Annotated in this window: 21 protein-coding genes; 8 read left to right on the top strand and 13 right to left on the bottom strand. The window is 65.5% G+C overall.

Annotation, left to right across the window (positions count from 1 at the left end; translation table 11 throughout):
• Window positions 1-33: 33 nt before the first annotated feature.
• Window positions 34-807 carry an SDR family oxidoreductase gene (locus UB43_RS08845; RefSeq protein ID WP_045210048.1) on the bottom strand — a complete coding sequence of 258 codons (774 nt, stop codon included), beginning with the start codon at window positions 805-807 and terminating at the stop codon, window positions 34-36.
• Window positions 808-979: 172 nt separating this feature from the next.
• Between UB43_RS08845 and UB43_RS08850 the strand changes: the two genes are divergently transcribed.
• Window positions 980-2,563, top strand: a complete 1,584-nt coding sequence (locus UB43_RS08850; RefSeq protein WP_045210049.1) for a glycosyltransferase family 39 protein — start codon at window positions 980-982, stop codon at window positions 2,561-2,563.
• Here the strand turns inward: UB43_RS08850 and UB43_RS08855 are convergent.
• From UB43_RS08855 to rimO, 3 genes are read right to left on the bottom strand one after another with little or no spacing between them, the layout of a single operon-like run.
• Complete coding sequence (locus UB43_RS08855; protein ID WP_045210050.1) at window positions 2,511-2,879, bottom strand: DUF2784 domain-containing protein; 369 nt, start codon at window positions 2,877-2,879, stop codon at window positions 2,511-2,513. The genes UB43_RS08850 and UB43_RS08855 overlap by 53 nt on opposite strands.
• Before the next feature lie 7 nt (window positions 2,880-2,886).
• Window positions 2,887-3,348 (bottom strand): DUF1456 family protein, encoded by a 462-nt coding sequence (locus UB43_RS08860; RefSeq protein WP_045210051.1) that lies wholly within the window; start codon window positions 3,346-3,348, stop codon window positions 2,887-2,889.
• Window positions 3,349-3,401: 53 nt separating this feature from the next.
• The gene (gene rimO / locus UB43_RS08865; protein WP_045210053.1) at window positions 3,402-4,724 is read right to left on the bottom strand and encodes a 30S ribosomal protein S12 methylthiotransferase RimO; all 1,323 of its coding nucleotides are present in this window, start codon (window positions 4,722-4,724) and stop codon (window positions 3,402-3,404) included.
• Between the two features lie 244 nt (window positions 4,725-4,968).
• Here rimO and UB43_RS08870 point away from each other — a divergent pair, with 244 nt between their 5' ends.
• Window positions 4,969-6,873: a potassium transporter Kup gene (locus tag UB43_RS08870; RefSeq protein ID WP_045210054.1), complete on the top strand. Its 1,905-nt coding sequence runs from the start codon at window positions 4,969-4,971 to the stop codon at window positions 6,871-6,873.
• A gap of 262 nt (window positions 6,874-7,135) precedes the next feature.
• On the opposite strand, the gene UB43_RS08875 is transcribed toward UB43_RS08870, so the two are convergent.
• The 4 genes from UB43_RS08875 to UB43_RS08890 all read right to left on the bottom strand — a co-directional run bounded on the left by UB43_RS08875 (window position 7,136) and on the right by UB43_RS08890 (window position 9,901).
• Complete coding sequence (locus UB43_RS08875; RefSeq protein ID WP_045210055.1) at window positions 7,136-7,402, bottom strand: DUF2790 domain-containing protein; 267 nt, start codon at window positions 7,400-7,402, stop codon at window positions 7,136-7,138.
• A 254-nt stretch (window positions 7,403-7,656) separates the two neighbouring features.
• Window positions 7,657-7,887: a cytochrome Cbb oxidase CcoQ gene (locus tag UB43_RS08880; protein WP_045210056.1), complete on the bottom strand. Its 231-nt coding sequence runs from the start codon at window positions 7,885-7,887 to the stop codon at window positions 7,657-7,659.
• Window position 7,888: 1 nt separating this feature from the next.
• Window positions 7,889-9,316, bottom strand: a complete 1,428-nt coding sequence (gene ccoN / locus UB43_RS08885) for a cytochrome-c oxidase, cbb3-type subunit I (protein WP_045210058.1) — start codon at window positions 9,314-9,316, stop codon at window positions 7,889-7,891.
• Window positions 9,317-9,466: 150 nt separating this feature from the next.
• The gene (locus UB43_RS08890) at window positions 9,467-9,901 is read right to left on the bottom strand and encodes an NUDIX hydrolase (RefSeq protein WP_045210059.1); all 435 of its coding nucleotides are present in this window, start codon (window positions 9,899-9,901) and stop codon (window positions 9,467-9,469) included.
• 121 nt (window positions 9,902-10,022) lie between these two features.
• Here UB43_RS08890 and rluB point away from each other — a divergent pair, with 121 nt between their 5' ends.
• Window positions 10,023-11,453 (top strand): 23S rRNA pseudouridine(2605) synthase RluB, encoded by a 1,431-nt coding sequence (gene rluB / locus UB43_RS08895; RefSeq protein WP_045210061.1) that lies wholly within the window; start codon window positions 10,023-10,025, stop codon window positions 11,451-11,453.
• A 164-nt stretch (window positions 11,454-11,617) separates the two neighbouring features.
• Here the strand turns inward: rluB and UB43_RS08900 are convergent, their stop codons facing one another.
• From UB43_RS08900 to ubiG, 4 genes are all read right to left on the bottom strand, one after another.
• The gene (locus UB43_RS08900; protein ID WP_045210254.1) at window positions 11,618-12,544 is read right to left on the bottom strand and encodes a GGDEF domain-containing protein; all 927 of its coding nucleotides are present in this window, start codon (window positions 12,542-12,544) and stop codon (window positions 11,618-11,620) included.
• 266 nt (window positions 12,545-12,810) lie between these two features.
• On the bottom strand, window positions 12,811-13,554 hold the full coding sequence (locus UB43_RS08905) for a YciK family oxidoreductase (protein ID WP_045210062.1): 744 nt from the start codon (window positions 13,552-13,554) through the stop codon (window positions 12,811-12,813).
• A gap of 53 nt (window positions 13,555-13,607) precedes the next feature.
• Window positions 13,608-14,285 carry an N-acetylmuramic acid 6-phosphate phosphatase MupP gene (gene mupP / locus UB43_RS08910; protein ID WP_156160373.1) on the bottom strand — a complete coding sequence of 226 codons (678 nt, stop codon included), beginning with the start codon at window positions 14,283-14,285 and terminating at the stop codon, window positions 13,608-13,610.
• Entirely contained in the window at window positions 14,282-14,980 is a 699-nt protein-coding gene (ubiG, locus tag UB43_RS08915; protein WP_045210066.1) for a bifunctional 2-polyprenyl-6-hydroxyphenol methylase/3-demethylubiquinol 3-O-methyltransferase UbiG, read from the bottom strand. The genes mupP and ubiG overlap by 4 nt, the downstream gene beginning before the upstream one ends.
• 10 nt (window positions 14,981-14,990) lie before the next feature.
• Between ubiG and UB43_RS08920 the strand changes: the two genes are divergently transcribed.
• Window positions 14,991-15,224 (top strand): hypothetical protein, encoded by a 234-nt coding sequence (locus UB43_RS08920; RefSeq protein WP_156160374.1) that lies wholly within the window; start codon window positions 14,991-14,993, stop codon window positions 15,222-15,224.
• 138 nt (window positions 15,225-15,362) lie between these two features.
• Here UB43_RS08920 and UB43_RS08925 read toward each other — a convergent pair whose 3' ends face one another.
• Window positions 15,363-16,688: a TRZ/ATZ family hydrolase gene (locus UB43_RS08925; RefSeq protein WP_045210069.1), complete on the bottom strand. Its 1,326-nt coding sequence runs from the start codon at window positions 16,686-16,688 to the stop codon at window positions 15,363-15,365.
• Window positions 16,689-16,840: 152 nt separating this feature from the next.
• On the opposite strand from UB43_RS08925, the gene mtnA reads away from it, so the two are divergent.
• The 4 genes from mtnA (at window position 16,841) to pheA (ending at window position 23,122) form a co-directional block, all read left to right on the top strand.
• A complete protein-coding gene (gene mtnA, locus UB43_RS08930) occupies window positions 16,841-17,917 on the top strand; it encodes an S-methyl-5-thioribose-1-phosphate isomerase (protein WP_045210071.1) in 1,077 nt (358 codons plus the stop codon).
• Window positions 17,918-18,150: 233 nt separating this feature from the next.
• On the top strand, window positions 18,151-20,925 hold the full coding sequence (gyrA, locus tag UB43_RS08935) for a DNA gyrase subunit A (protein ID WP_045210073.1): 2,775 nt from the start codon (window positions 18,151-18,153) through the stop codon (window positions 20,923-20,925).
• A 14-nt stretch (window positions 20,926-20,939) separates the two neighbouring features.
• The gene (serC, locus tag UB43_RS08940) at window positions 20,940-22,025 is read left to right on the top strand and encodes a 3-phosphoserine/phosphohydroxythreonine transaminase (protein ID WP_045210075.1); all 1,086 of its coding nucleotides are present in this window, start codon (window positions 20,940-20,942) and stop codon (window positions 22,023-22,025) included.
• On the top strand, window positions 22,025-23,122 hold the full coding sequence (pheA, locus tag UB43_RS08945; RefSeq protein ID WP_015478144.1) for a prephenate dehydratase: 1,098 nt from the start codon (window positions 22,025-22,027) through the stop codon (window positions 23,120-23,122). Before serC ends, pheA begins: the two co-directional genes overlap by 1 nt.
• The last annotated feature ends 60 nt before the right edge of the window (window positions 23,123-23,182 follow it).

The following is a 23,182-nucleotide window of genomic DNA, read 5'->3' on the forward strand; positions in this document are numbered from 1 at the left end:
CGCCATGGTACCCGATTCCCCCCGCAGCGGGTTTCAGCCGAGGTGGAAGCCGCCGTCGATGGGGATGATGTTGCCGGTCATGTAGGCGCCGGCGGCGCTCGCCAGGCTGATGGCCAGGGCGGACATCTCTTCTTCGCGGCCCCAGCGGCGCATGGGGATGACGGCGGTGTCCTCGGCCATGGCCTGTTCGTCGTTGGCGATGTGGCGGGTCATCTTGCTGGGGAAGCGGCCGGGGGCGATGACGTTGACGTTGATGTGGTCGCCCACCAGCTCGCGGGCGAGCATGCGTGACAGCTGGTGCAGCGCGGCCTTGCTCGGGCCGTAGGCATAGGCGTTCTCGCCGTGGGAGGTGACGCCGGCCACCGAGCCGATGTTGATCACCCGCGCCGGGCTCTGCGCGTTGCCGGCCTTCTTCAGCAGCGGCAGCAGTTGCTGGATGCAGCTGAATACGGCGGTGACGTTGAGCTGCATGACCTTCTCCCAGCCCGCGGCCGGGTAGCTTTCCAGCGGTGCGCCCCAGGTGGTGCCGGCGTTGTTCACCAGGATGTCGAGGTGCTCCAGGCGCTCGTTCAGCTCGGCGGCCAGCGCGCGGGCGCCTTCCTCGGTGGCGAGGTTGGCCGGCAGGCCGATGCACTCGCCGTACTGCGACAGTTCGGCGGCGGTGTCGGCACAGGCGGCGCCGTCACGGGCGCAGATGATCACCTTGGCGCCGGCTTCGAGCAGGCCCTGGGCGATCATCCGGCCGATACCGCGGGTGCCGCCGGTGACCAGTGCGGTCTTGCCTGCGAGGGAAAAGTACGGGTGCATGAGCCTCTCCTGGCTGGTTTTTCGCCTCACCCTAGCGGGATGAGCGGGGCGCTCCGAGCACTATCCAATCGGGAAATGGCGGCGCATTACGCGACGGCTGCATTTTCTTAACCTGCACATAACCTTCGCTGCCCTAGTGTCCGCCGCACATTAGGGTGGTCGGGGCCAGGTGATGCAGGGTTGGAGCGAGGATCGGAAGGCGCTGGCGTTGCTGCTGGGCGTCTCGGCGTTGCTGTTGCTGTTCGGGTTGGGCTGGCGCGAGGTCTGGGGCCCGGAAGTGCGCTGGGCGGATATCTCGCTGCAGATGCTGCAGTCAGGCGACTACTTCGATCCCTACCTGCGTGGCGCGCCGTATTACGACAAACCACTGCTGTCTTACTGGCTGATCACCGCGCCGGCCAGCCTGTTCGGTCTCAACCACTGGACGCTGCGCCTCAGCACCGTGCTGGCCGGGCTGGGCAGCATCTGGCTCACCTGGTGGCTGGGCGAACGCCTGCTGCGCAAGGGCACGGGCATACTGGCCGGCTGGTTGCTGGCGACCACTTTCTACTTCCTGTTCTGGGCACGGGTGGCGACGGCGGACATGCTCACGGTGTTCGGCGTGCTGGCGGCTCTGGCCTGGTACTGGCGTGACCCGGAAGACACTCGATTCAGGAGCTACCTGGGCTTCTTCCTGATCCTGTCGCTGACCTCGTTGTGCAAGGGGCTGATCGGTTTCGTCCTGCCGGGGCTGGTGCTGCTGCCGCATCTGCTTTGCGAAGGACGCTGGCGCCGCCATCTGAACCTGCGGTTGCTGGCGGCGCTGGTGGTGGCCGCTGCGGCCTACGCGATTCCCTTCGTGCTGTCGCACTTCTATGGCCAGCCCAGCTATGGCGAGAGCGGACTTGCGCTGGTATTCCGCGAGAACGTGGTGCGTTTCTTCCAGCCCTTCGACCACGAGGGGCCGATCTATACCTACCTGCTTTACCTGCCGGCCTACACGCTGCCCTGGGCGCCGTTGTGGATACTCGGCCTGTGGTACGCCGCGCGCCGCTGGAAGCAACTGGAGCCCAACGCGCGCTGGCTGGTCTGGGCGCTGGTGCTGCTGTTCGCGTTCTTCACCGCCAGCGGCGGCCGGCGCAGCTACTACGTGCTGCCGCTGGTGCCGTTCGCCCAGTTGCTGGCGGCCTGGTGGGTGGTCGAGTGGCGACATGAGCGCGGGCTGGTCGGCTTGGGCCGTGGATGGCCCCGAGCAGTAGGCGCGGGTGCCGTGCTGATGTTGCTGGTGGTGGGCGTGGCCTATCCCTGGAGCAACGGCGGCGGCGGGATTCCGCTGTTCGCCAAGGAGGTGCGCGCTGCGGCAGAGCAGACCGCGCCCTGGTCGCAGTGGCGGGTGCTGATTCTCGGCGATGACGATGCGCGCCTGCCGATCTATCTGCAGAAGCACGGCGAACGGCAGGCCCATCCCTTCCTCTATGTCCATTCCGATTATCCGCAGGGCGACAGCGCCGCGTTGTTCGCCTGGCTGCGCCAGCGTACCGGCGAGGACTGGGACCCGGCGCGCACCCTGATCATTTCCCAGGTGACGCACGAAGGCGAGAAGCCGCTGAGCTGGCTGACGGCGGATCACCGGCTGATCGAGTCGAGGCTCAACAATGGCCAGCGCCTGGGCCATGCGAAGAACAAGGAGGCCAGCCTGGCCTACCTGCCAATGGGTAAGCCGCTCAGCGCGAACGCAACGCCCGGCGCAACAGAACCAGGTAAGGCGGCAGATTGACTGTGGCCACGATGAGGCCGAGGACGACCTGGGTCGCCTCGGTCAGGCCGGCGGGGTAGATCAGCGGGATCAGGTAGTGCTCGATGAAGCCGCCGCTGTAGCCGTGGTCGCCGGCCAGGGCGCGGAAGTGATTCTCCAGCGGCGTGAGTGGGCAATAGAGGTGGAAGAACTCCACCGCCATGCCCCAGGCCGCCGCCGGCAGGTGCAACCACGCCAGGCGTGGCCAGCGCAGCACCAGCAGGCCGCCGAGCAGCACGAAGAGGATGAAGCCCAGATGGAACAGGACAACGACGTCGGCGGCCAGGCGATAGAGCATGTCGATCTCAGCGCTGCTGGCGCTGGGTCAGGCCCTTGAGGAAGTTGCGCAGCAACTGGTCGCCGCAGGGGCGGTAGTTGTTGTGGCCGGGCTTGCGGAACAGCGCGCCCAGTTCCGTCTTGGTGACGATGAAGCTGACGCTGTCGAGGATCGCCAGGATGTCGTCATCGCGCAGCTCGAAGGCGACGCGCAGCTTCTTCAGGGTGATGTTGTTGGTCAGCGGCAGTTCCACCGGCGGCAGCGGGCGCGATTCGTCGCGGCCACGGCGATGCACGATCAGGCCGTCGAGGAAGTGCGCCAGCACGCGGTCGCTGCACGGCTTGAAGTCCGGCTCGTCGTCGCGGGCGAGGAAGGCACCGATTTCCTCGGCACTGACGTTGAAGCCGGCCAGCGCGGTGATCTCGGCGACCTGCGCATCGCGGATGTCCAGCAGGTAGCGCAGGCTGCGCAGTACGTCGTTGTTGGTCATGGGCTTTCCAATAGCAGAAATGAAAAGCCCCGCATCAGCGGGGCTTTTGCGGATCAGACCAGTTCGGCCCAGAGGTCGTACTCGTCGGCGTCGGTGATGCGTACGCGCACCTTGTCGCCCGGCTTCACATCGAAGCTGTCGATGTACACGGCGCCGTCGATTTCCGGGGCGTCGGCGAAGGAACGGCCGACCGCGCCTTCATCGTCCACTTCGTCGATCAGCACGTCGATTTCCTTGCCGATCTTCAGCTGCAGACGGGCAGCGGAGATCGCCTGCTGGTGCGCCATGAAGCGCTCCCAACGGTCCTGCTTGACGTCATCGGGGACGATTTCCAGGCCCAGGTCATTGGCCGGGGCGCCTTCCACCGGGGAGTACTGGAAGCAACCGACGCGGTCGAGCTGGGCTTCGGTCAGCCAGTCCAGCAGGTACTGGAAGTCTTCCTCGGTCTCGCCGGGGAAGCCGACGATGAAGGTCGAGCGGATGGTCAGCTCGGGGCAGATCTCGCGCCACTTCTTGATGCGCGCCAGGGTCTTGTCCTCGAAGGCGGGGCGCTTCATGGACTTGAGCACTTTCGGGCTGGCGTGCTGGAAGGGGATGTCCAGGTAGGGCAGCAGCTTGCCCTCGGCCATCAGCGGGATCACGTCGTCGACGTTGGGGTACGGGTAGACGTAGTGCAGGCGTACCCACACGCCCATGGAGGAGAGCGCCTGGCACAGCTCCAGCATGCGGGTCTTCACCGGCTGGCCGTCCCAGAAGTCCATCTTGTACTTCAGGTCGACGCCGTAGGCGCTGGTGTCCTGGGAGATGACCAGCAGCTCCTTCACGCCGGCCTTGACCAGGCGCTGGGCTTCGCTGAGCACGTCACCCACCGGGCGGCTGACCAGCTTGCCGCGCATGGACGGGATGATGCAGAAGCTGCAGCTGTGGTTGCAGCCTTCGGAAATCTTCAGGTAGGCGTAGTGACGCGGGGTCAGCTTGATGCCCTGTGGCGGCACCAGGTCGATCAGCGGGTTGTGCTCGGCCTTGGGCGGGATCACCTCGTGGACGGCATTGACCACCTGCTCGTACTGCTGCGGGCCGGTCACGGCCAGCACGCTGGGGTGCACGTCACGGATGCTGTCTTCGGCGACGCCCATGCAGCCGGTGACGATCACCTTGCCGTTCTCGGCGATGGCTTCGCCGATGGCGTCCAGGGATTCGGCCTTGGCGCTGTCGATGAAACCGCAGGTGTTCACCACCACCACGTCCGCGTCCTGGTAGGTGGGGACGATTTCGTACCCTTCCATGCGCAGTTGGGTGAGGATGCGTTCGGAGTCGACAGTCGCTTTCGGGCATCCGAGCGAGACGAATCCGACTTTGGGTGTGGCGGTGGACATGTGCGGCTAACCTCGAAGGGCGCGCTGGCGGCGCCTCTGATCAAAAAGTGCGCAATTCTAGCGGCGTCCCGCGCACTTGACCAGCCTCTCTGGGACAAGCTGTCGCACGCCGCCTGACAGCCCCGTCTGCCCGGTAATTCCGGGCAACAGGCTCTATAGTCAATCAGAACCTTCGAACCCGGCTCTTGCATCGACGAAAAGGTCGGAGCAGGATGCGCCGAATTTTTTTGAGGAATTTTGTTACATGTCCGATGCAAGCGCCGGCACCGTTGAGCATGAGCAGCCCCATTCCAGCTCCGCCGTCGGCCTGATGGTCGGCGCCGTGGGCGTCTGCTACGGCGATATCGGCACCAGCCCGCTGTACACCCTCAAGGAAGTCTTCGTCGGCGGTTATGGCGTACAGGCCAACCACGACGGCGTGCTCGGCGTGCTGTCGCTGATCTTCTGGTCGCTGATCTGGGTGGTGTCGATCAAGTACGTGATCTTCGTCCTGCGCGCCGACAACCAGGGCGAGGGCGGGGTGATGGCGCTTTCCGCGCTGGCCCGCCGTGCGGCCACCGGGCGCCGCCGCCTGCAGGCGATGGTGGTGATTGCCGGCCTGATCGGCGCGGCACTTTTCTACGGCGACAGCATGATCACCCCGGCGATTTCGGTCCTCTCGGCCATCGAGGGCCTGGAGATCGCTTTCGACGGCCTGGAGCACTGGGTGGTGCCGCTGTCGCTGATCGTGCTGGTCGGCCTGTTCCTCATCCAGAAACACGGCACCGCGCGCATCGGCATTCTCTTCGGCCCGGTGATGGTGGCCTGGTTCGTGGCGCTGGCGGCGCTGGGCGCCTATGGCGTGTCGCGTCAGCCGGAAGTGCTGAAGGCGATGAACCCGGCCTGGGCCGTCAATTTCTTCGTCTCGCATCCGGGCATCGGCGTGGCCATCCTCGGCGCCACCGTGCTGGCGCTGACCGGCGCCGAAGCGCTGTACGCCGACATGGGCCACTTCGGCCGCAAGCCCATTGCCCGCGCCTGGTTCGCCCTGGTGCTGCCGGCGCTGGTGCTGAACTACTTCGGCCAGGGCGCGACCATCCTGGTCAACCCGGAAGCCGCGCGCAATCCCTTCTACCTGACCGCTCCGGGCTGGGCACTGGTGCCGATGGTGGCGCTGTCCACCGCGGCCACGGTGATCGCGTCCCAGGCGGTGATTTCCGGTGCCTTCTCGCTGACCCGCCAGGCTATCCAGCTCGGCTACGTGCCGCGCATGGTGATCCAGCACACCTCCAGCCATGAGCAGGGGCAGATCTACATCGGCATGGTGAACTGGGCGCTGATGGTCGGTGTGGTGCTGCTGGTGCTGGGCTTCGAGTCTTCCGCCGCGCTGGCCTCGGCTTACGGCGTGGCGGTGACCGGCACCATGCTGATGACCACGCTGCTGATGGGCGTGGTGATCTGGCTGATGTGGAAGTGGCCGCTGTGGCTGGCGATTCCGTTCTTCCTGATGATGCTGTTCGTGGACACCCTGTTCTTTACGGCGAACCTGCCCAAGGTCGTCCAGGGTGGTGCTTTCCCGGTGATCGCCGGTATGGGTCTGTTCATCCTGATGACCACCTGGAAGCGTGGTCGCCAACTGCTGGTGGATCGCCTGGACGAAGGCTCGCTGCCGCTGCCGCTGTTCATTTCCAGCATCCGCTCGCAGCCGCCGCATCGCGTGCAGGGCACTGCGGTGTTCCTCACCGCCCGCACCGACGCCGTGCCCCATGCGCTGTTGCACAACCTGCTGCACAACCAGGTGCTGCATGAGCAGGTCGTGCTGCTAACCGTGGTCAACGAAGACAGCCCGCGGGTGACCCAGGACCGTCGCTTCGAGGTGGATGCCTACGGCGAGGGCTTCTTCCGCGTGGTGCTGCACTTCGGCTTCATGGAAGACCCGGACATCCCGCAGGCGCTCAAGCTGTGTCACCTCAACGAGCTGGACTTCAGCCCGATGCGCACCACCTACTTCCTCAGCCGCGAGACGGTGATCCCGTCCAAGCTGATCGGCATGGCGCGCTGGCGCGAGGCGCTGTTCGCCTTCCTGCTGAAGAACGCCAACGGCAACCTGCGTTACTTCAACCTGCCGCTGAACCGGGTGATCGAGCTGGGGACACAGGTGGAAATCTGATCCGCCCCTGTATGAAAAAGCGCGCCAATCGGCGCGCTTTTTCGTTGGCGCGGGACCACGAGCAAGCTCGCTCCTACAAAGAGCATGCCGCGCTGACCTGTAGGAGCGAGCTTGCTCGCGAACCGCTTCAATCCGGCGCTTTGGCCTGGCTCGATTGGAGGGCACGGTCATTCCTGCAGGTTGAATCAGGATCGCCCCCCGACCGCCACCACTGGCTCGCGGGGTTTGGCCAAGACGGCCGGAGGACGATGTGCGGTGAGGCTCAGCCCTGGCTGGTGCTGCCGCCCCATTCGAGGAAGCGCACCTTGTGGGTCTGGCCTTCGTGATCCTGGTAGACCATGTACGCCGGCACGATGCCGACCTTGCCGGAGTTGTCGGTGCGGTGCAGAACCTTGTCGACGTCCAGGGACATGCCGTAGTGGTATTCGGTAACCGGCAGCTCGGCGCCGGGGTTCTTGATTGCGTCCTGGGCAAAAGCCATCGGGGCGAGGCTGGAGATGACAGCCGACACGACAGAGGCAAGCTTCATTCTTTATTTCCTCGGTGAAGGGCCTGTGGCCCTTGAATGGGTTTGAAAGCCCCACCGGGGAGCGCTGGCATCGATGATGTCTGTCCTGGGGTCCAGACAGGACAGGGGACGATGCTTCAGGCGTCCATCAGGTGGCGGGGCACGGGAGTGATATTCCTCCTCGGGACCGCCGCCGGGAAATTGATGTGCTTGCTAATGAAAATTGATGGAGGTGATGTGGCGCTCTGTCGCAGGCATGCCCGAAAAGTGGCGCGCTAGGGCTGCCAGTCACGCCAGTGCTCGCAGTCACCCTTGCAGCGACCGGGGCAGGCGCAGCCGGTGCGGCTGCGTCCCGTGGCGTTCTCCATGCGCTGGGCGGCTTCCTCGTCATCGGCGAAGGGCAGCATGCTCGCCTCTTCGATGCCGCGCTCGCGGTGCGCCCGCAGGCACCAGCCGACGCCGAAGTACAGCGCCAGCAGGCCGCACAGCCCCAGCCAGAGCGTCATCTCAGGCCATCCGCTCGGCGACGCGCATCGCCTCGGGGCGCGCCTGGCGCACGGTAGCCCAGGTATTCCAGGCCATCAGCAGCATGCCGCTGAGGAACATCAGCCCGCCGGTCATGCGCACCACAAAACCGGGGTGGCTGGCCTGCAGTGCTTCGACGAAGGAATAGGTGAGCGTGCCGTCGGCGTTCACCGCCCGCCACATCAGGCCCTGGGTGATGCCGTTGACCCACATCGAGGCGATGTAGAGGACTGTGCCGATGGTGGCCAGCCAGAAGTGAGCGTTGATCAGACCGATGCTGTGCATCTGTTCGCGACCGAAGACCTTGGGAATCAGGTGATAGAGCGAGCCGATGGAAATCATCGCCACCCAGCCCAGCGCGCCGGCATGGACGTGGCCGATGGTCCAGTCAGTGTAGTGGGACAGGGCGTTGACGGTCTTGATCGCCATCATGGGGCCCTCGAAGGTCGACATGCCGTAGAACGCCAGGGAGACCACGAGGAAGCGCAGGATCGGGTCGGTGCGCAACTTATGCCAGGCGCCGGAGAGGGTCATCATGCCGTTGATCATCCCGCCCCAGCTGGGCGCCAGGAGGATCAGCGACATCACCATGCCGAGGGATTGCGCCCAGTCGGGCAGGGCGGTGTAGTGCAGGTGGTGCGGGCCGGCCCAGATGTACAGGGTGATCAGCGCCCAGAAGTGGACGATGGACAGCCGGTAGGAATACACCGGGCGCCCGGCCTGCTTGGGCACGAAGTAGTACATCATCCCGAGGAAGCCGGTGGTGAGGAAGAAGCCCACGGCGTTGTGTCCGTACCACCACTGCACCATGGCATCGGTGGCGCCCGAGTACACCGGGTAGGACTTGAACCAGTCCACCGGAATGGCCAGGTGGTTGACGATGTGCAGCATCGCCGTGACCAGGATGAAGGCGGCGAAGAACCAGTTGCCCACATAGATGTGCGGCGTCTTGCGCTTCATCAGCGTGCCGAAGAACACCACGGCGTAGGCGACCCAGACGATGGCCATCCATACGGCGCCGGTGAACTCGATCTCGGCGTATTCCTTGGTGGTCGTGTAGCCCAGCGGCAGGCTGATCATCATCACCACGATCAGCGCCTGCCAGCCCCAGAAGGTGAAGGCCGCGAGGCTGTCGGAAAACAGCCGCGTCTGGCAGGTGCGCTGCACCGTGTAGTAACTGGTGGCGAACAGCGCGCAACCGCCGAAGGCGAAGATCACCAGGCTGGTGTGCAGCGGGCGCAGGCGCCCGAAACTGGTCCACGGCAGGTCCAGGTTCAGTTGCGGCCAGACCAGTTGGGAGGCGATCAGTACCCCCATGGCCATGCCGACGACGCCCCAGACCACCGTCATGATGGCGAATTGGCGAACCACCTTGTAGTTGTACGCCTGCTCCGTGCTTCTCGTGTTCATGCTGGATTCCCGCTTGTGACAGAACGTCCGGGCGCACCGCTGGAGGAAAACCAGGGCGCTCCGGTGAGCGGGCAATCTAGGAAAATGCGGGCGGGGGAAACAGATTCAGATGGGCCGCTCAAATGCGTATCAGCGACCCGGCGCGCGGATTCAGGCGATGTCCATGCGTCCTGCGAGGAAATGCCGCAGGCGTTCCTGCAGGTAATCCACCGCCTGTTCCTCGGCGAGGTATTCGCTGACGCGCATCAGGCGCCAGTACTGGCCTTCATCGCCGAAACGGATGGCCTCGAACTCCGCCGGCTGCAGCCGCGCCACCAGGAACCAGGCCCAGGGTGCCGGGCCGTGCGTAGCAGGGTAGCGGCGTTGCCATTCGATGCGTTGTTCGTCCAGGCGCAGGGAAAATTCTTCCTCCAGCTCGCGCAGCGCGCATTGCGCCGGCGTTTCGCCGGCTTCGCGGCCGCCACCGGGGAAGTCCCAGCAGCCGGGGTAGGGGATGCCGGGCTTGTCGTCGCGCTTGTAGACCACCAGTTGGCCGGCGTGGAACAGCGCGAGCTTGGCGCCGGTGAAGTCGTCTTCGTGCTGCATGGCTTCGTTCTCCCTGTAAGTCGACTAGTCTTTCCCGACTGCGGGCGGTGCTTTGCCGCGCACAAGCGCGTATGATGCGCGACCTTTTTCTTCGTTGCACGACACACCGGGAGGTGCCGAGATGAACGACCAGCACGAAAACACCGAACTGACCCCCGCTCCGGAAGGCGAAAAGCTGCAGAAGGTCCTGGCCCGCATGGGCGTGGGCTCGCGCCGCGACGTCGAGGCCTGGATCGAGGAAGGCCGGGTCAAGGTCAATGGCGCCGTCGCCACCCTTGGCCAGCGCGTGGGCGACCGCGATGCCATCGCCGTCGATGACCGCCTGCTCAAGCGCGAGAAGATCGAAGAGCATGTGCGCCGCGTCCTGATCTACAACAAGCCCGAGGGCGAAGTCTGCACCCGCGACGATCCGGAAGGCCGTCCGACCGTGTTCGACCGCTTGCCGCGCCTGCGCAGCGGCCGCTGGATCAACGTCGGCCGCCTGGACATCAATACCACCGGCCTGCTGATGTTCACCACCGACGGTGAGCTGGCCAACCGCCTGATGCACCCGTCCTACGAGATGGACCGCGAGTACGCCGTGCGCGTACGCGGCGAAGTCGACGAAGAGATGATCGAACGCCTGAAAGCCGGCGTGATGCTCGAAGACGGCCCCGCCAAGTTCAGCGACATCCAGGAAGCGCCCGGCGGCGAAGGCTTCAACCACTGGTACCACGTGGTGGTGATGGAAGGCCGCAACCGCGAAGTTCGCCGCCTGTGGGAATCCCAGGGCGTGATCGTCAGCCGCCTGAAGCGCGTACGCTTCGGCCCGGTGTTCCTGACCTCCGAACTGACCATGGGCCGCTACCGCGAAATGGGCCAGCGCGAGCTGGATATCCTCAGCGAGGAAGTCGGCCTGACCCCGGTCGCCCTGCCCGCCGTTTCCACCAAGACCAAGGAAAAGGTCGAGCGCCAGGAGCGCAAGCTCGGCAAGAAGCTCGCGCCCAGCGAGCGTCCGGGCCGTGGTTCGCGCACCCGCACCGAGCGCGCCGAAGGCGAGCGTCCGCAGCGTGCTCCGCGCCCGGCGGCTGGCGAGCGTCCGGCTCGTGCTTCGCGTGATGGCGACGAGCGTCCGGCTCGCGCGCCGCGCGACAGCGCTGACCGTCCCGCTCGCGCTCCACGTGATGCCGGTGATCGTCCGGCCCGTGGCCCGCGCAGCGATTCCGCTGACAGCCGTGCCCCGCGCAAGCCGCGTGACGCCGGTGGTGATCGTCCCGCTCGCGCTCCGCGTGATGCCGGCGACCGCCCGGCCCGTGGCCCGCGTGGCGATTCGGCCGACAGCCGCGCCCCGCGCAAGCCGCGTGATGCCGGTGGTGATCGTCCTGCCCGTGGCCCGCGTAGCGATGCCGGTGAGAACCGTGCGCCGCGCAAGGCTCCGAGCGACCGTCCGGCGCGTGAAAAAGGCGCCCCGCTGGCCGAGCGTCCCGGCAGCAAGCCGGTCGCGCGCAAGCCGATCGCCAAGCGTCGTCCGCAGGCTGCCGGCGACGGCATGCGTCCGGGCTTCAAGCGCTAAGCGTCAGCGGTAAATGGAAAAGGGCTCCTCGGAGCCCTTTTTCTTGCCTGCGATTTGCCGGGAATCCCTGGTAGGAGCGAGCTTGCTCGCGAACCCGCTTGACGCCAGAGCTGCCGGGAAATCCGTTCGCGAGCAAGCTCGCTCCTACAGGGGGCTCTCGCTAGTCAACTGGCGCAGGCCAGGCGGTTGCGGCCGTCGCGCTTGGCTTCGTAAAGGGCGCTGTCGGCGCGGCGCAGCAGGTCGTCCACCGACTCGCCACCATTGAGCGTCGCGCAGCCCAGGCTGATGGACAGCGGCAAGCGCTTGCCGTTGGCGGCCAGGTTCAGCTCCTCCACGGCAGCGCGAAGCCGTTCGCCCACCTGCACGGCGGAGATGCCGGGGGTGTTGGAGAGCAGTACGAGGAATTCCTCGCCGCCGAAGCGGAACACCATGTCGACGTTGCGCAGGCTGTTCTTCAGCGCCGTGGCCACGGCGCGCAAGGCGTCGTCGCCGACACTGTGGCCGTGCTCGTCGTTGATCTGCTTGAAGTGGTCCAGGTCGAGCATGAGGATCGACAGCGGCAGCAGATGCCGCCGGGCTACCTCGACCTCGCGGCCCAGGGTCTGGTCCATGGCGATGCGGTTGCCAGTGCCGGTCAGCGCATCACGCAGCGCCGACTGCACGGCGGCGCGGTAGAGCAGGGCGTTGCGCAGCGGGTAGAGCAGGCAGGCCATCAGCGATTCCAGCTGCGACAGCTCGACCTCGGAGAAGCGCCGGGCGCGGCGGAAGCTGATCTCGCCGAGGTATTCGCTGGCGTGGGTCAGGCGGTAGTCGGCGCTGTGCCGGGCCGCTTCGCCGAACTCCAGGCGCAGGTCGGCGCCGGCGTGGTAGTAGGCCATGTATTCCACCGGCAGCATCTGCTGGATCTCGCGGAAAAACACCGCCAGGATGCGCTCGGCCTCCAGGCTCACCTGCAATTGCAGGTTCAGCTGCTGGCGCAATTCCAGCAGGTCCAGCGGACGCCGCGAGAGGGTGCGGGTGTCCTGGCTGGCTGCGCGCTGGAGCTTGGCAGCATCGAAATCGATGGTGTTGGACTGCTTGGGAGGAACCATGGCGGTGACCATTTTTACGGCGTTTGCAGGGACAGAGCGATTTCCGTGCCAGGGCGCGGGAAGGCCTGAAAAGACGCCGTATTGACCGACCGATGGTGGTCAGGGTTCCCGAGGGGAGGAAGGTTTCGCCAGAAGTCTGGCGAAATAGTGGCACTTTGCCGGAGGGTGGCGAGCGGTGGAGCCGGAAAATTGGCGGAAAGCGGCGTCGTTGCTGGGCTGCAGGCCGACGCCGCTGGTACGTCAGTACCGAATATTCAGGGGCGGGATCAGTCCTGGGCGTTGAAGGCCTGGCCGTTCACACCCTTGCTGTCCGGACCCATGAGGTACAGGTAGACCGGCATGATCTCTTCCGGCGTCGGGTTGTTGTAGGCGTTCTCGCCCGGATAGGCGTGGGCGCGCATGGCGGTCCGGGTGGCGCCGGGGTTGACGCTGTTGGCGCGCACGCTGGTGATGTCCTCGCACTCGTCCGCCAGCACCTGCATCAGGCCCTCGGTGGCGAACTTCGACACCGCGTAGGCGCCCCAGTAAGCACGGCCCTTGCGACCGACGCTGCTGGAGGTGAAGACCACCGAGGCGTCCTCGGAGAGCTTGAGCAGCGGCAGCAGGGTGTGGGTGAGGCTGAACATGGCGTTGACGTTCACCTGCATGACGCGGGTGAAGTTGTCGGTGGAAATCTGCTCGATGGGTGAGCGCAGTCCGAGGATCGAGGCGTTGTGCAGCAGGCCGTCGATCTTGCCGAACTCTTTCTCGATCATGGCCGCCAGTTCGTCGTACTGGTGCGGCAACGTGGTTTCGAGGTTCAGCGGGATCACCACGGGTTCCGGGTGGCCGGCGGCAACGATCAGGTCATAGACCTCGTTGAGGAAATCCTCGGTCTTGCCCAGCAGCAGCACGGTGGCGCCGTGGGCGGCGAAGGTGAGCGCGGCGGCTCGGCCGATACCGCGGCCGGCGCCGGTCACCAGGATCACGCGGCCCTTGAGCAGGTCGGGGCGGGCGGAATAGTCGAACATGGTTTCTCCTTGGCGGAGCCCGTCAGCGCGCTGACGAGCTCGCGAGGTTCGGTTCAGCAGGAGCAGAGGGCGCGGTCGAGAACCGCCAGCAGGTCGCGGGGATGGTCGACGATGACGTCGGCGCCCCAGTGCGCGGGGTTGTCGTCCGGGTGGATGTAGCCGTAGCGCACGGCGGCGGTCTTGGTCCCGGCGGCGCGGCCCGACTCGATATCGCGCAGGTCGTCACCGATGAACAGCACCTCGGACGGATCGACCTTCAGCTGGCTGCAGGCCAGCAGGAGCATTTCCGGGTCCGGCTTGCTCTTGGTCACGTGGTCCGGGCAGACCAGCACGGCGGAGCGTTCGGCCAGGCCCAGCTGCTCCATGATCGGCGCGGCGAAGCGCACCGGCTTGTTGGTGACCACGCCCCAGATCAGGCGCGACTGCTCGATGCTCTCGAGCAGCTCGGCCATGCCGTCGTACGGGCGGGTGAAGACGGCGCAATGCTCCTGGTAGCGGTCGAGGAACTCCTGGCGCAGGGCCTCGAAGCCGGGGGCTTCCGGGTCCATGTCGAAGGTCGCGGCGACCATGGTGCGGGCGCCGCCGGACACCACGTCCTGGATGCGCTGGTCGTCGATCGGCGCGCGGCCATGGGCGACGAGCATCGCCTGGCACACGGCGATGAAGTCGGGCGCGGTGTCCAGCAGCGTGCCGTCCATGTCGAAGAGAACCGCTCTGAGCATGCGATTCACTCCTCGCGCAGGGTCTGGATCATGTAGTTGACGTCGACATCGTTGGCCAGCTTGTAGTGCTTGGTCAGCGGGTTGTAGGTCAGGCCGATGATGTCCTTGACCGCCAGGCCCGCATCACGCGACCAGGCGCCCAGCTCGGAGGGGCGGATGAACTTCTTGAAGTCGTGGGTGCCGCGCGGCAGCAGGCGCATCACGTATTCCGCGCCGACGATGGCGAACAGGTAGGCCTTCGGGTTGCGGTTGATGGTGGAGAAGAACACCTGGCCGCCGGGCTTGACCATCTTGTAGCAGGCACGGATCACCGAGGCCGGGTCCGGCACGTGCTCAAGCATTTCCAGGCAGGTCACCACGTCGAACTGCTCGGGCATCTCTTCGGCCAGTTCTTCGGCGGTGATGCGGCGGTATTCCACCGGCACGCCGGACTCCAGCTGGTGCAGCTGGGCGACTGCCAGGGGCGCTTCGCCCATGTCGATGCCGGTGACGGTAGCGCCGCGCTGGGCCATGGCTTCGCTGAGGATGCCGCCGCCGCAGCCGACGTCGAGCACCTTCTTGCCGGCGAGGCTGACGCGCTCGTCGATCCAGTTGACCCGCAGCGGGTTGATGTCGTGCAGGGGCTTGAACTCGCTTTCGCGGTCCCACCAGCGGTGGGCGAGGGCCTCGAATTTGGCGATCTCGGCGTGGTCGACGTTGCTCATGGTGTCCCTATTGATCAAAAAGCTGGAAACGAAGACTGGCTATGATGCCAGCTTCGTGGAATGGATGGGGCGCGGCATGACAGATTGTCGCAGTGGCGCCTTGCTGGGCGCGTGTGGCAATCAGCAGGATGCGATCTTGAAGTGGCCTACCGTGGCCTACCGTGGCTTTGAAGTGCTGGTGCTGGGCGTTACCCTCTCCCCAGCCCTCTCCCTGAAGGGAGAGGGAGCGTTCTGGGCAGCGTGAAGGATTCTGCGCTTCCAGCTGCCATAGTATCAGGCGACCTTCAGGCTCAACTTTCGCGCCGATCCAGTCCCCTCTCCCTTCGGAGCGGGGCGCGCAGCCAGGGTTAGGGAGAGGGACTCTTCCTGAGCGGAGTATCTATCAGGCCCCGGCGATCTTCCTGCCCCACTCGCCTGCTACGGCGATCAGGCGCTCCTCGTCCAGGCGGGTGAGCTTGCCGTCCTCCAGCAACTGCTTGCCGCCGACCCAGACGTGACGGACGCAGTCGCGGCCGCTGGCGTAGATCAGTTGGGAAACCGGCTCGTACACCGGCTGTTGGGCCAGTCCGGAGAGATCGAAGGCGGTGACGTCGGCGGATTTTCCTAGCTCCAGGCTGCCGGTTTCCTGTTCCATGCCCAGCGCGCGGGCGCCGTTCAGGGTGGCCATGCGCAGCGCACGGTGGGCGTCCAGCGCGGTGGCCTGGCCGGCCACGGCCTTGGCCAGCAGGGCGGCGGTACGGGTTTCGCCGAGCAGGTCGAGGTCATTGTTGCTGGCAGCGCCGTCGGTGCCGATGGCGACGTTGACACCGGCCTGCCACAGGCGCTCCACCGGGCAGAAGCCGCTGGCCAGCTTGAGGTTGGATTCCGGGCAGTGCACCACCGAGCTGTTGGTTTCCACCAGCATGGCCAGGTCTTCGTCGTTCACCTGGGTCATGTGCACGGCCTGGAAGCGAGGGCCGAGCAGGCCGAGGCGGTGCAGGCGGGCCAGCGGCCGTTCGCCGTTCTTCTCCAGCGCCTGCTGGACCTCGAAGGCGGTCTCGTGGACGTGCATGTGGATGCCGGCGTCCAGTTCTTCGGCGAGCATCAGGATGTTTTCCAGCTTGTCGTCGCTGACCGTGTAGGGCGCGTGCGGGCCGAAGGCGACCTTGATGCGCGGGTGGTGCTTGAGATCGTCACGCAGCGCCAGGCCCTGGCGGATCGCCTCGTCGGCTTCGCGGGCGCCGGGGATCGGGAAGTCCAGTACCGGCACGCTGATCTGCGCGCGCACGCCGGCCTTGTGCACCACCTCGCAGGCGACCTGCGGGAAGAAGTACATGTCCGAGAAGCAGGTGATGCCGCCCTTGAGCTGCTCGGCGATGGCCAGTTCGGTGCCGTCGCGGACGAAGTCCTCGCTGACCCACTTGGCTTCCGCCGGCCAGATGTGTTCCTGCAGCCAGGTCATCAGCGCCAGGTCGTCTGCCAGGCCGCGGAACAGGCTCATCGCTGCGTGGCCGTGGGCGTTGATCAGTCCGGGGGAGAGCAGCATGCCCGGAAGCTCGCGGGTTTCCGTGGCCGGGTGGCGCAGCGCTTCGGTGCGCGGGGCGAGCAGGGCGATGCGACCGTCGCGGATGCCAAGGCCGTGATCACGCAGGACGACGCCGGCGGGCTCGACAGGGACGATCCAGGTGGGGAAGAGCAGCAGGTCGAGCGGGGCTTTTTCGGTCGGCATGAAGCGCATCCTGGGCGCGTGGATAAAGGCGCGGAGTATAGCCGAGCACCGGGGCTTCAGGCTCGGTATACTCGGTCGTTTCCCGGTGTTCCCGGGGCGATTTCCGTGGCGCCGGAGCGGCCCGCGATTCCATTGAAATGAAGAGGTGTTCCATGCGTGAGCGACTGTTGGCGGCCGAACGGGTCACGGCCATTGATTGGCGCAAGGGCACACTCCGTCTGCTGGACCAGCGCCTGTTGCCGCTGGAGGAAACCTGGCTGTCCTACGAGACCGCCGAAGGCGTAGCCGACGCCATTCGCCAGATGGTCGTGCGCGGCGCGCCGGCCATTGGCATCGCTGCCGCCTATGGCCTAGTGCTGGGCCTGCGTGCCCGTGTGGCCGCTGGTGGTGACTGGCGCGCGGCGCTGGAAGACGATTTCACCGTGCTGGCCGAGTCGCGTCCCACCGCGGTCAACCTGTTCTGGGCGCTGAACCGCATGCGCGACCGCCTGGAACGCCTGAAGCCGGGCGAAGACCCGCTGCCGCTACTGGAAGCCGAGGCCGTGGCGATCCACGAAAGTGACCGCGAAGCGAACCTGACCATGGCCCAGTTGGGCGTGGACCTGATCCGCAAGCACCACGGCGGCCCGCAGAAGATTCTCACCCACTGCAACACCGGCGCCCTGGCTACCGGCGGCTTCGGCACCGCGCTGGGCGTGCTGCGCGCGGCGCACCTGGAAGGGCTGATCGAGCGTGTCTACGCCGACGAGACCCGCCCCTGGCTTCAGGGCGCTCGCCTGACTGCCTGGGAGCTGGCCAACGAAGGCGTGCCAGTCACCCTGAACGTGGATGCCGCCGCCGCGCACCTGATGAAGACCGAAAGCATCACCTGGGTCATCGTCGGCGCCGACCGCATCACCGCCAACGGCGACGTCGCCAACAAGATCGGCACCTACCAGCTGGCGGTTACCGCCATGCACCACGGCGTGCGTTTCATGGTGGTGGCGCCCAGTTCGACCATCGACATGGGGCTGGAAAGCGGCGAGGACATCCCGATCGAGGAGCGCGACGGTCGCGAACTCCTGGAAATCGGCGGCAAACGTGTCGCTGCTGACGTCGAAGCCTTCAATCCGGTGTTCGATGTGACTCCGGCCGACCTGATTGACGCCATCGTGACCGAGCGCGGCGTCGTCGAGCGTCCGGACGCTGAACGGATGGCCCAGCTGATGAGCCGCAAGCGCCTGCACTGACGGGGGCTGCGGCAATTCATCGAGGGGCTTGGCCGAGGGTAGGGTTTGACCCTGGCTTGTGGTAAGCTCCGACGGTTCTTGATGGGGCATTTTTTCGGCCCCCACAGCATCGCGGATCAACGGCCAAGTCGTTGATTTGTAGAGAGTCGGTGGCGCTTTGATGGCGCACCGCGCTCCGCCACGCCCAGGACGGGCATGACGGAGACCCATTTGAAAAAGGAACCAGGCTTCTCATGGGCGAACTGGCCAAAGAAATCCTCCCGGTCAACATCGAAGACGAACTCCGACAGTCCTACCTCGATTACGCCATGAGCGTGATCGTCGGTCGTGCCCTGCCCGATGCACGCGATGGCTTGAAGCCCGTGCACCGCCGCGTCCTGTACGCCATGAGCGAACTGGGCAACGACTGGAACAAGCCCTACAAGAAATCCGCCCGTGTGGTCGGCGACGTGATCGGTAAGTACCACCCGCACGGCGACACCGCGGTGTACGACACCATCGTCCGCATGGCCCAGCCGTTCTCGCTGCGCTACATGCTGGTCGACGGCCAGGGCAACTTCGGTTCGGTGGACGGCGACAACGCCGCTGCCATGCGATACACCGAAGTGCGCATGTCCAAGCTCGCCCATGAGCTGCTGGCGGACCTGGACAAGGAAACCGTCGACTGGGTGCCCAACTACGACGGCACCGAGCAGATCCCGGCGGTCATGCCGACCAAGATCCCGAACCTGCTGGTCAACGGTTCCAGCGGTATCGCCGTGGGCATGGCGACCAACATCCCGCCGCACAACCTCACCGAGGTTATCGACGGCTGTCTGGCGCTGATGGACAACCCCGAGCTGTCCATCGATGACCTGATGCAGTACATCCCCGGTCCGGACTTCCCGACCGCAGGCATCATCAACGGCCGTGCGGGCATCATCGAGGCCTATCGCACCGGTCGTGGCCGCGTCTACATCCGTGCCCGCGCCACCATCGAGGACATGGAAAAGGGCGGCAACCGCCAGCAGATCATCATCACCGAGCTGCCCTACCAGCTGAACAAGGCCCGTTTGATCGAGAAGATCGCCGAGCTGGTGAAAGAGAAGAAGATCGAAGGCATCACCGAGCTGCGCGACGAGTCCGACAAGGACGGCATGCGCGTGGTCATCGAGCTGCGCCGCGGCGAAGTGGGCGAGGTCGTGCTGAACAACCTCTACGCCCAGACCCAGTTGCAGAGCGTCTTCGGCATCAACGTGGTGGCCCTGGTCGATGGCCAGCCGCGCACGATGAACCTCAAGGACATGCTCGAAGTCTTTGTCCGCCACCGCCGTGAAGTGGTGACCCGCCGGACCGTCTACGAGCTGCGCAAGGCCCGCGAGCGCGGCCACATCCTCGAAGGCCAGGCCGTCGCCCTGTCGAACATCGACCCGGTGATCGAACTGATCAAGACCTCGCCGACCCCGGCCGAGGCCAAGGAGCGCCTGATTTCCACCGGTTGGGAATCCAGCGCCGTGGAAGCGATGGTCGAGCGCGCCGGCGCCGATGCCTGCCGTCCGGAAGACCTGGACCCGCAGTACGGCCTGCGTGACGGCAAGTACTTCCTGTCGCCGGAGCAGGCCCAGGCCATCCTTGAGCTGCGCCTGCACCGTCTGACCGGCCTGGAGCACGAGAAGCTCCTGTCCGAGTACCAGGAAATCCTCACCCTGATCGGCGAGCTGATCCGCATCCTGACCAGCCCCGAGCGCCTGATGGAAGTCATCCGCGAGGAGCTGGAGAAGGTCAAGGCCGAGTTCGGCGACGCCCGCCGCACCGAGATCGTCGCGTCGCAGATGGACCTGACCATCGCCGACCTGATCACCGAAGAAGAGCGCGTGGTGACCATCTCCCACGGTGGCTATGCCAAGTCCCAGCCGCTGGCTGCCTACGAGGCGCAGCGTCGTGGTGGCAAGGGCAAGTCCGCCAGTGGCGTGAAGGACGAGGACTACATCGAACACCTGCTGGTCGCCAACAGCCACGCCACCCTGCTGCTGTTCTCCAGCAAGGGCAAGGTCTACTGGCTGCGCACCTTCGAAATCCCGGAGGCCTCGCGTACCGCCCGTGGCCGTCCGCTGGTGAACCTGCTGCCGCTGGACGAAGGCGAGCGCATCACCGCGATGCTGCAGATCGACCTGGAGGCCGTGCGCGCCCAGTTCGCCGGTGACGAGAACGACGATGACGACGTGGTCGCCGAGCAGGTCGCCGAAGTGGTGGAAGCCGAAGAAGGCGAAGAGGGCGACGACGCCGACTTCAGCCAGGACGAGCCGACCGGCGCGTACATCTTCATGGCCACCATGAAAGGCACCGTGAAGAAGACCCCGCTGATCCAGTTCACCAAGCCGCGCTCCAACGGCCTGATCGCCCTGAAGCTGGAAGAGGGCGATTCGCTGATCGCCGCCGCCATCACCGACGGTTCGAAGGACGTGATGATGTTCTCCGACGCCGGCAAGGTGATCCGCTTCAAGGAAAGCAAGGTGCGCATCATGGGCCGTAACGCCCGTGGCGTGCGCGGCATGCGCCTGGGCGAAGGCCAGCGCATCATTTCCATGCTGATCCCCGAGTGCCGCGAAGCGCAGATCCTCAGCGCCTCCGAACGTGGCTACGGCAAGCGCACCCCGCTGGCCGACTACCCGCGTCGCGGTCGTGGTGGCCAGGGTGTGATCGCCATGGTGATCAACGAGCGTAACGGCAACCTGGTGGGCGCCGTGCAGGTGCTGGACGGCGAGGAGATCATGCTGATTTCCGACCAGGGCACCCTGGTGCGTACCCGCGTCGACGAAGTTCGTGGCGCTGGACGTAACACCCAGGGCGTGATCCTCATCAAGCTGGCCGCCGACGAAACCGTCGTAGGCCTGGAGCGGGTGCAGGAGCCGACCGTCGTCGAAGGCGAAGAGATCGAAGGCGAGATCGTCGACGGCGAAGTACCGGATGAGAACCAAGAAGCAGGCGAAGTCGCGGCTGAAGAAGCCCCGCAAGCCAGCGAAGACTGATAGCGAGAGTGGATGTGAGCAAGCGAGCCTTTAACTTCTGCGCCGGTCCCGCGGCGCTTCCCACCGAGGTACTGGAGCGCGCCCGCGCCGAGCTGCTGGATTGGCAGGGCAAGGGCCTGTCGGTCATGGAGATGAGCCACCGTAGCGACGACTACGTGGCCATCGCCGAGAAGGCCGAGCAGGACCTGCGCGACCTGATGGGTGTGCCGTCGAACTACAAGGTGCTGTTCCTGCAGGGGGGCGCCAGCCAGCAGTTCGCCGAGATTCCGCTGAACCTGCTGCCCGAAGACGGCGTGGCGGACTACGTGGAAACCGGCATCTGGTCGAAGAAGGCCATCGAAGAGGCTCGTCGCTACGGCAACGTCAACGTCGCCGCCAGCGCATCCAAGTACGACTACTTCGCGATCCCCGGCCAGAACGAGTGGAACCTGTCCAAGGACGCGGCCTACCTGCACTACGCGTCCAACGAGACCATCGGCGGCCTGGAGTTCGACTGGATCCCGGAAGTCGGTGACGTCCCGCTGGTGGTGGACATGTCCTCGGACATCCTCTCCCGCCCGACCGACGTGTCGAAGTTCGGCCTGATCTACGCCGGCGCGCAGAAGAACATCGGACCAAGCGGTCTGGTGGTCGTCATCGTTCGTGAAGACCTGCTGGGCCGCGCCCGCAGCATCTGCCCGACCATGCTCAACTACAAGGTCGCTGCCGATAACGGCTCCATGTACAACACCCCGGCTACCTACTCCTGGTACCTCTCCGGCCTGGTCTTCGAGTGGCTGAAGGAGCAGGGCGGCGTCGACGCCATGGAGCAGCGCAACCGCGCCAAGAAGGACATGCTGTACGGCTTCATCGACAACAGCGACTTCTACACCAACCCGATCCAGCCCAGCGCCCGCTCCTGGATGAACGTGCCGTTCCGCCTGGCCGACGAGAAGCTCGACAAGGCCTTCCTCGAAGGCGCCGACGCGCGCGGCCTGCTCAACCTGAAGGGCCACCGTTCGGTGGGCGGCATGCGTGCCTCCATCTATAACGCCCTGGGCCTGGACGCCATCGAAGCCCTGGTTGGCTACATGGCCGAGTTCGAGAAGGAGCACGGCTGATGAGCGACGCTGACCAGCTCAAGGCGTTGCGCGTACGCATCGACAGCCTCGACGAGAAGATCCTCGAGCTGATCAGCGAACGCGCCCGCTGCGCCACCGACGTGGCGCGCGTGAAAATGGCCGCCCTGCCCGAAGGCGAGAAACCGGTGTTCTACCGGCCCGAGCGCGAGGCCTGGGTGCTCAAGCACATCATGGAGCTGAACAAGGGCCCGCTGGACAACGAGGAAGTCGCTCGTCTGTTCCGCGAGATCATGTCCTCCTGCCTGGCCCTGGAGCAGCCGCTGAAAGTGGCCTACCTCGGTCCGGAAGGCACCTTTACCCAGGCCGCCGCGCTCAAGCACTTCGGTCATGCGGTGATCAGTACGCCGATGGCGGCCATTGACGAAGTGTTCCGCGAAGTCGCCGCCGGTGCGGTGAACTTCGGTGTGGTGCCAGTGGAAAACTCCACCGAGGGTGCGGTCAACCACACCCTCGACAGCTTCCTCGAACACGACATGGTGATCTGTGGCGAGGTCGAATTGCGTATCCACCACCATCTGCTGGTGGGCGAGAACACCAAGACCAGCAACATCACCCGCATCTATTCCCACGCCCAGTCCCTGGCCCAGTGCCGCAAGTGGCTGGACGCGCACTATCCGAACGTCGAGCGCGTGGCGGTTTCGAGCAACGCCGACGCCGCCAAGCGGGTGAAGAGCGAGTGGAACAGTGCGGCAATTGCCGGCGACATGGCCGCGAGCCTGTACGGCCTGGACAAGCTGCACGAGAAGATCGAGGACCGCCCGGACAACTCCACGCGCTTCCTCATGATCGGCAACCAGGAAGTGCCGCCCACGGGTGATGACAAGACTTCCATCATCGTCTCCATGCGCAACAAGCCGGGTGCTCTGCACGAGCTGCTGGTGCCGTTCCACAACAACGGCATCGACCTGACCCGCATCGAGACCCGTCCGTCGCGCAGTGGCAAGTGGACCTACGTGTTCTTCATCGACTTCGTCGGCCACCACAAGGACCCGCTGATCAAGGACGTCCTGGAAAAGATCAACAGCGAAGCCGTTGCCCTGAAGGTGCTGGGCTCGTACCCCAAAGCGGTTCTCTGAACCGACAGCCGCAAGCCAGGGCCGCAAGCTGCCGACACGTCGGTAGACGGTTGATGGCTT

Origin of the sequence: Pseudomonas sp. 21, from assembly GCF_000955805.1 — a bacterium.
Taxonomy (GTDB): domain Bacteria; phylum Pseudomonadota; class Gammaproteobacteria; order Pseudomonadales; family Pseudomonadaceae; genus Pseudomonas.

Coding starts and splice junctions, on each gene's coding strand:
- UB43_RS08845 (WP_045210048.1), bottom strand. CDS start 807: ATGCACCCGTACTTTTCCCTCGCAGGCAAGACCGCACTGGTCACCGGC.
- UB43_RS08850 (WP_045210049.1), top strand. CDS start 980: ATGCAGGGTTGGAGCGAGGATCGGAAGGCGCTGGCGTTGCTGCTGGGC.
- UB43_RS08855 (WP_045210050.1), bottom strand. CDS start 2,879: ATGCTCTATCGCCTGGCCGCCGACGTCGTTGTCCTGTTCCATCTGGGC.
- UB43_RS08860 (WP_045210051.1), bottom strand. CDS start 3,348: ATGACCAACAACGACGTACTGCGCAGCCTGCGCTACCTGCTGGACATC.
- rimO (WP_045210053.1), bottom strand. CDS start 4,724: ATGTCCACCGCCACACCCAAAGTCGGATTCGTCTCGCTCGGATGCCCG.
- UB43_RS08870 (WP_045210054.1), top strand. CDS start 4,969: ATGTCCGATGCAAGCGCCGGCACCGTTGAGCATGAGCAGCCCCATTCC.
- UB43_RS08875 (WP_045210055.1), bottom strand. CDS start 7,402: ATGAAGCTTGCCTCTGTCGTGTCGGCTGTCATCTCCAGCCTCGCCCCG.
- UB43_RS08880 (WP_045210056.1), bottom strand. CDS start 7,887: ATGACGCTCTGGCTGGGGCTGTGCGGCCTGCTGGCGCTGTACTTCGGC.
- ccoN (WP_045210058.1), bottom strand. CDS start 9,316: ATGAACACGAGAAGCACGGAGCAGGCGTACAACTACAAGGTGGTTCGC.
- UB43_RS08890 (WP_045210059.1), bottom strand. CDS start 9,901: ATGCAGCACGAAGACGACTTCACCGGCGCCAAGCTCGCGCTGTTCCAC.
- rluB (WP_045210061.1), top strand. CDS start 10,023: ATGAACGACCAGCACGAAAACACCGAACTGACCCCCGCTCCGGAAGGC.
- UB43_RS08900 (WP_045210254.1), bottom strand. CDS start 12,544: ATGGTTCCTCCCAAGCAGTCCAACACCATCGATTTCGATGCTGCCAAG.
- UB43_RS08905 (WP_045210062.1), bottom strand. CDS start 13,554: ATGTTCGACTATTCCGCCCGCCCCGACCTGCTCAAGGGCCGCGTGATC.
- ubiG (WP_045210066.1), bottom strand. CDS start 14,980: ATGAGCAACGTCGACCACGCCGAGATCGCCAAATTCGAGGCCCTCGCC.
- UB43_RS08925 (WP_045210069.1), bottom strand. CDS start 16,688: ATGCCGACCGAAAAAGCCCCGCTCGACCTGCTGCTCTTCCCCACCTGG.
- mtnA (WP_045210071.1), top strand. CDS start 16,841: ATGCGTGAGCGACTGTTGGCGGCCGAACGGGTCACGGCCATTGATTGG.
- gyrA (WP_045210073.1), top strand. CDS start 18,151: ATGGGCGAACTGGCCAAAGAAATCCTCCCGGTCAACATCGAAGACGAA.
- pheA (WP_015478144.1), top strand. CDS start 22,025: ATGAGCGACGCTGACCAGCTCAAGGCGTTGCGCGTACGCATCGACAGC.